This window comes from Mesorhizobium sp. M2A.F.Ca.ET.067.02.1.1 (assembly GCF_004023285.1).
GTDB lineage: Bacteria > Pseudomonadota > Alphaproteobacteria > Rhizobiales > Rhizobiaceae > Mesorhizobium.
Genome location: NZ_RZSB01000323.1, coordinates 1 through 6,408 on the forward strand (window position 1 = coordinate 1; position 6,408 = coordinate 6,408).

Here is a 6,408-nt window from a genome sequence, read left to right on the forward strand (position 1 = left end):
GTCCATGACGATGTCGCCATTCTTGACGATGTCGAGCGTGCCGGCCATTCAGTCGACGGCGATCAGCGCGGCGGCCACGGCGCGGTCTTCGGCCAGCAGCACATTGTAGGTCCGCACCGCAGCGCCCGTCGACATCGGGTCGGCGGAGATGCCGGCCTCCTTGAGCGCGGCGCGCAGCGCCGCCGGCAGCGGCCGCAAATCCTTGCCCATGCCGACCAGCAGTATCTCCACGCGGTCGGCTTCGGCGAGCAACTTGTCGAAGTCCGAGGCTTTCAGCGCCAGCGGATCGGCAGGTTCCCAGCCATGGATGCCCGACGGCAGCACAAGCAGCGATCCGCGATGCGACATGTCGGCAAAGCGAAAGCCACCATTGCCATATGCTTCGATCGCCGCCTTGCCGGGGAAATGCGCCTCGCGGATGATGATGCCTTTGGCCATGGATCTAGAGCATGATGCCGAAAAATGTTGAGCGGTCTTCGGACGCCATCATGCGCTGTCTCTCTGATTAGAGCCGTATGATTTCAGGTCGAGTCGACCTGAAATCATACCGGCGCTGATGGCGTCAGGTCGTCAGAGCCTTGCCGTTCACCGGCTTCTTCTCCTCTTCGGCAGCGACCTGCGGCCGCAACCGGAACAGGATCAGCAGCGGCGCGGCGATGAAGATCGACGAGTAAGTGCCGAACACGACGCCGAACAGCATGGCCAGCGTGAAGGAGCGGATGACCTCGCCGCCGAACAGCACCAGCGCCAGCAGCGCCAGCGACGTCGTCACCGAGGTGAGCGTGGTTCTCGACAGCGTCTCGTTGATGGCGTTGTTCAAAAGCTGCGGCAGCGGCATCTTCTTGTATTTTCTGAGATCCTCGCGGACGCGGTCATAGACGACGATGGTGTCATTCAGTGAGTAGCCTATGATGGTCAGGATCGCAGCCAGCGACGACTGGTTGAACTCCAGCCCAGTCAGGACGAAGAAGCCGATCGTCATGACCACGTCGTGCACCGTGGCGACGATGGCTCCGACCGCGAACTGCCATTCGAACCGGAACCAGACATAGAGCAGGATGCCGACCAGCGCGATCAGCATGGCGATCGTGCCTTGCTTGGCGAGCTCGCCGGAAACCGTCGGTCCCACGACTTCGACGCGACGGAAATCATACTGGTCCTGCAGCTCGCCCCGCACCTTGTCGATGACGGTCTGTTCGGCATTTTCGCCGGCGTCCTGCGTTCCCACGCGGATCAACACATCGTTTGGCGCGCCGAATTGCTGCACCTGGATTTCACCGATGTTGAGGTCCGACAATCGCGAGCGGATGTCGCCAAGATTCGCGTCGCCCTGCTTGGATTGCACCTCGATCAGCGAACCGCCCCTGAAGTCGATGCCGTAGTTGATGCCGAGGGTCAGGAATCCGACAACCGAGAGGATGGACAACGTGCTTGAAAGCGCAAAGGTCCAGCGGCGAATCCCCATGAACGGGATCTTCGTGCCTGGCGGAATGAAGGTGACCGGGGCGCGCGGCAATTCCTTCGGACGAGCGCGGCGCAGCCAGATCGCCACCAGCATGCGGGTGAAGGTGAAGGCGGTGAAGACCGTGGTCAGGATGCCGATCGCATAGGTGACGGCAAAGCCTTTGACCGGACCGGTGCCGAGGAAAAACAGCACGACGGTCGCGATCAGCGAAGTGACGTTGGAATCGACGATGGTCGCCAGGGCCTTGGAGAAGCCGGTGTCGATCGCCTGAATGACTGAGCGGCCGTTTCGTCGCTCCTCGCGGATGCGCTCATAGATCAGGACGTTGGAGTCCACCGCCATGCCGATGGTGAGCACGATACCGGCGATACCCGGCAAGGTCAGCGTAGCGCCGAGCAGCGATAGCGCGCCCACGATCATCGCCACGTGGACCGCGAGCGCGACGTTGGCGATAAAGCCGAGGAAGCCATAGGCGACGAACATGAAGGCAACGACGAGGATCGAGCCGATCACGCCCGCCACCTTGCCGGCGTGGATCGAGTCCTGGCCGAGGCCCGGGCCGACTGTGCGCTCTTCGATGATGGTCAATTTCGCCGGCAAGGCGCCGGCGCGCAGCAGGACGGCGAGGTCGTTGGCGCTCTCGGCCGTAAAGTTCCCCGAAATCTGCCCCGTGCCGCCAAGGATAGGTTCACGGATGACCGGCGCCGAGATGACTTGATTGTCTAGCACGATCGCAAAAGGTTTGCCGACATTCTGCTGGGTCGCCTGGCCGAACCGCGTCGCCCCGCGGGAATTGAAGGTGAACGAAACGACCGGCTCGTTGGTCTGCGAGTTATAGGTCGGCGTCGCGTTCGACAGGTCTTCGCCCGACACGATGACGCGGTTTTCAACCAGATAAGGAACGGGAGGATCGTCCTGCGAGTAAAGGACGGAGTCGCCGGGCGGCGGTCGATTTTTCATCGCGTCCTGGACCGGCACCGACGTATCGACCATCTGGAAGGTCAGCTTGGCGGTCTGGCCGATGATGTCCTTGAGCCTTTGCGGATTTTGCAGTCCGGGCACCTGAACCAGAATGCGATCGTCACCCTGCCGCTGCACGATCGGTTCCGTGGTGCCGAGCGCGTTGACACGCCGCTCCACCACTTCGATCGCCTGCGACAATGCCGTTGATGTGCGATACTTGATGCCAGCATCCGTGACGGTGAACTTCAGCAACCCAGGCTCGGAATCATCCAGGGTCATCGACTGAACGGAACCACCGCTAAAGAGCCCGGCCGCGACCGGATTGGTTATCGGCTTCAGCGCCGTCTTGGCGGCTTCGACCTGGCTTGGATCGTTGATGCGCACCTGAACGGTCCGGCCGGTTCCGCCAAGGCCGGTGTATTGGATCTTGGCGTCGCGCAGCAGCGTCCTGATCTCGTCGCGCGTGGTCTCCAGTTGATCCTTGATCAGGTCGTTCTGATCCATCTGGAGCAGGATGTGCGAACCGCCCTGAAGATCGAGGCCGAGCGTCATCTGCCGCTTCGGCACCCAACTCGGCAATTGCGCCAGCGTGCTTGCCGGGAAGAGATTGGGCACGGCGAGGATCACTGTGATGGCCACGGCGAGCCAGATCAGGACCATCTTCAGGCGCGAGAAATAAAGCATTCGTTCTTATCCGTTCAGGCGTACAAGCGGCAGCGTTCCGCCATCGGCTAGGTTGTCAGCTATGGTTATCGTTCCGACCACGGCCGGCCCTATCGCGCTTCCTCGACGATTGTCAATCTCGCCGGCAGCGCGCCGGTGCGCAATAACACGGCGAACTCCTTGGCGCTCTCGGCCGTGAAATTCCCCGATATCTGTGCGGTGCCATTCTCAATGGGTTCCCGGATGATGGGCGCTGAAATCACCTGATCGTCCAGAATCACCGCAAACGGCTTGCCGATATTGCGCGTGGTCGCCCACTTGAAACGTTGCGTACCCTTGGAATCGAGCCGGAATGCGACGACAAACTGTTCTGTCGAACTGTCGTGGGTCGCTTTCGCGTCCAGCACACTGTCGCCCGAGACAAGCACCCGGTCTTCGATCAGATAGGGAACTGGCGGATCGTCCGGCGTGTAAAGCACGGTTGAACCGGCAGGCGGCTGGCCATTGACCGCGTCGTCCACCGGCATCGAAGTATCGACCAACTGGAAGCGCAGCCGACCCTGCCGCGCAAGGGTTTGCGCCAGACCGTGCAAATCCGCGACGCTCGGTGCCTGAACCAGTATGCCGTCATCCGTCAACTGGACCGTGGCATCGGCCACGCCAAGTTCGTTCAGGCGGTTTTTGATGACTTCAATCGACTGTGTGAGCGCGGCAGAGGTCCGATACTTCGCGCCGGCATCGGTCATGGTGAACTTCAGCAAGCCAGGCTCACTGTCGTCGAGCGCAAACTCCTGGACCGGACCTTCCTTGCCGGCAAGGGGATCGACCACTGCCCTGAGCGCCGCCTTGGCGGCCTCGACCTGCGCGGCATCGCTAATGCGCAGCTGAACCGTGAGGCCGGATACAACAAGGCCGTTATAGTGGATCTTCGGTTCGGCGTCGCGAAGCAGCGTCCTGATCTGATCCCGCATTGCTTCCAGCCGGCGGCTTCTTACCTGGTCCGTATCGAGGTGAAGCAGAACATGTGCGCCCGGCACCGATGCAAAAACAGCCGGCGCGCCGAAGACCATCGAGACCAGGGCAAGCCCGATCAAAACGATCTTCAGGCGCGAAAAATAGACCATATGTTGCCGTTCGTCGGAGCCCTGCCCGCGGCCATCGCCGCGGGATTGCGCTTACTTCTTGGCGTTCTGGTTCGCCACCGGCTCGCCCTTGACGCGCACGTCCGAGATCGTCGAACGCAGCGCCGTCACCTTGGTTCCGCCGCCAAGGTCGATCTCCAGCTCATTGTCGTCGATCACCTTCGTCACCTTGCCGACGAAGCCGCCGCCGGTCACCACCGTATCGCCGCGGCGCACCGCCGAAAGCATTTCCTGGCGCTTCTTCAGCTGCGCGCGCTGCGGCCGGATGATCAGAAAATACATGATCACGAAAATCAGGACAAACGGCAAAATCGAGATGAACATGTCTGGCGAAGCGCCGACGCCCTGGGCGTATGCCGGTGTAACGAACATCAAGAAACTCCTGGATGGTGAAATTCCGCCGCGGCCGCCCCGCGAAAATTTGGCCGGAATATAGTCGGTAAACTTGCCAATGCAACTGCGCTGCGGGCCCAATCCGTTGCTTTTCCAGCCGTTTGCGGCGTGCTAGAGCGTCGCAGCGGAAGCGGCTTCGAGGCCACCGAAAGATCATGCTCCAACAAAAGCTTGGACCTGGTTCTTGCAGCGATGTCATGGAAGCTGCTCCCACACGCTGAAAGACCTCAACAAAAAGACCCAAAATGACCGACAGCCTGGACGCCTTGAACAAGAAACTGGATCGCCTGATCGAGGCGGTTTCCCGTCTCGCCCCGCCGCCGGTGCCGGAGACCGACCTGGGTATCGCCGACTGTTTCGTCTGGCAGGCCGATCCCGGCTATCTGGAGCCGGTGCGCAAGGTAAACCGAGTCGACATCGGCCTGATCCGCGGCGTCGACCGCGTACGCGATATCCTTCTCGACAACACCGAGCGCTTCGCTTCCGGCTATGCGGCCAACAATGTGCTGTTGTGGGGCGCGCGCGGCATGGGCAAATCATCCCTGGTCAAGGCCGTGCATGCCACCGTCAACGCCTCCGACAAGCTCGACCGGCCGCTGAAGCTGATCGAGATCCACCGCGAGGATATCGACACGCTGCCCAAGCTGATGGGCCTTCTGAAGGCGGCGCCTTACCGGTTCATCCTGTTTTGCGACGACCTCTCCTTCGACCACGATGACACCTCGTACAAGTCGCTGAAGGCGGCGCTGGAAGGCGGCGTCGAGGGCCGGCCGGGCAATGTCATTTTCTACGCTACGTCCAACCGGCGGCATCTCTTGCCGCGCGACATGATCGAAAATGAGCGCTCGACCGCCATCAACCCTTCCGAAGCGGTCGAGGAAAAAGTCTCGCTTTCCGATCGTTTCGGCCTGTGGCTCGGCTTCCACAAATGCTCGCAGGACGAATATCTCGACATGATTAACGGCTATGTCCGCTATCACGACCTGGCCATCGATCCCGAGCAATTGCGCGCCGAAGCGCTGGAGTGGGCAACGACGCGCGGCAGCCGTTCCGGCCGTGTCGCCTGGCAGTTCACGCAGGACCTCGCCGGCCGGCTCGGCAAGCCTCTGAAAGACTGAGGAGCGGACGTCACTTCTGCGCCCGCCGCAGATCGCGCGGCGTCTGGCCGGTCTCGCGGCGCATCCAATGCGCCAGGTGCGACTGGTGCGCGAAGCCGGTCAACGCCGCGACCTCGCTCGTGCCGAGATCGCCGCGCCGCAACAGGACGCACGCCCTTTCCACGCGGCGTCGCAACACGTAGCGATGCAAGGTGACGCCCATCGCCGCCTTGAACCATGTGCGCAGATGCGAGCTGCTCGCGCCGGCGACCCGGCTCAGGCGATCGATCGAAAGCGGCTCGTGAAGAGCAGTCTCGATGTGGTCGAGGACACGCTTGAGCTGGGCGTCCGACAACCGGTTCACTCGACCCACGTCCGGGCCATCGAGGCCAAGCAGCCTCACCGCAAGCGCCGCGCCGATGCTGTCGGCAAACAAAGAGCCGCTTGGTGCGCCGCCGGCGAGATCGCTCTGCAGCGCTCGAGCGAGATGCTCGATGCGCTGGTCACGCAGCAGATGGCGGGTGTCGAGCCGTGATATCAGCGCCTTTCCGCCAAGTTCCGCGGCAACTCTTTCCATCAAGGCCGGCGGCAGGACGATCTCCATCGTCTCGAACGGCCTTTCGGCCTCGAAGCCGCCCTCCTCGCCGGCCGGCACCAGGTCGATGTCCCCGGCGCGCCTGACGAA

The 6,408-nt window shown here is 62.0% G+C and carries 6 protein-coding genes; 1 reads left to right on the plus strand and 5 read right to left on the minus strand.

Going from position 1 to position 6,408, the window contains the following annotated elements:
- Window positions 1–48: 48 nt before the first annotated feature.
- The 4 genes from EOA28_RS20740 to yajC all read right to left on the minus strand — a co-directional run bounded on the left by EOA28_RS20740 (window position 49) and on the right by yajC (window position 4,605).
- Window positions 49–438: an Mth938-like domain-containing protein gene (locus EOA28_RS20740; RefSeq protein ID WP_095815316.1), complete on the minus strand. Its 390-nt coding sequence runs from the start codon at window positions 436–438 to the stop codon at window positions 49–51.
- Between the two features lie 124 nt (window positions 439–562).
- Window positions 563–3,112 (minus strand): protein translocase subunit SecDF, encoded by a 2,550-nt coding sequence (gene secDF, locus EOA28_RS20745; protein ID WP_127252334.1) that lies wholly within the window; start codon window positions 3,110–3,112, stop codon window positions 563–565.
- A gap of 89 nt (window positions 3,113–3,201) precedes the next feature.
- Window positions 3,202–4,215: a hypothetical protein gene (locus EOA28_RS20750; protein ID WP_127252332.1), complete on the minus strand. Its 1,014-nt coding sequence runs from the start codon at window positions 4,213–4,215 to the stop codon at window positions 3,202–3,204.
- A 51-nt stretch (window positions 4,216–4,266) separates the two neighbouring features.
- Window positions 4,267–4,605, minus strand: coding sequence for a preprotein translocase subunit YajC (gene yajC, locus EOA28_RS20755; RefSeq protein ID WP_041004168.1), 339 nt, complete (start codon window positions 4,603–4,605; stop codon window positions 4,267–4,269).
- Between the two features lie 266 nt (window positions 4,606–4,871).
- Between yajC and EOA28_RS20760 the strand changes: the two genes are divergently transcribed.
- The gene (locus EOA28_RS20760; protein WP_127252330.1) at window positions 4,872–5,744 is read left to right on the plus strand and encodes an ATP-binding protein; all 873 of its coding nucleotides are present in this window, start codon (window positions 4,872–4,874) and stop codon (window positions 5,742–5,744) included.
- A 10-nt stretch (window positions 5,745–5,754) separates the two neighbouring features.
- Here the strand turns inward: EOA28_RS20760 and EOA28_RS20765 are convergent.
- A partial coding sequence (locus EOA28_RS20765) for an AraC family transcriptional regulator (RefSeq protein WP_148670779.1) occupies window positions 5,755–6,408 on the minus strand: 654 nt, incomplete at its 5' end.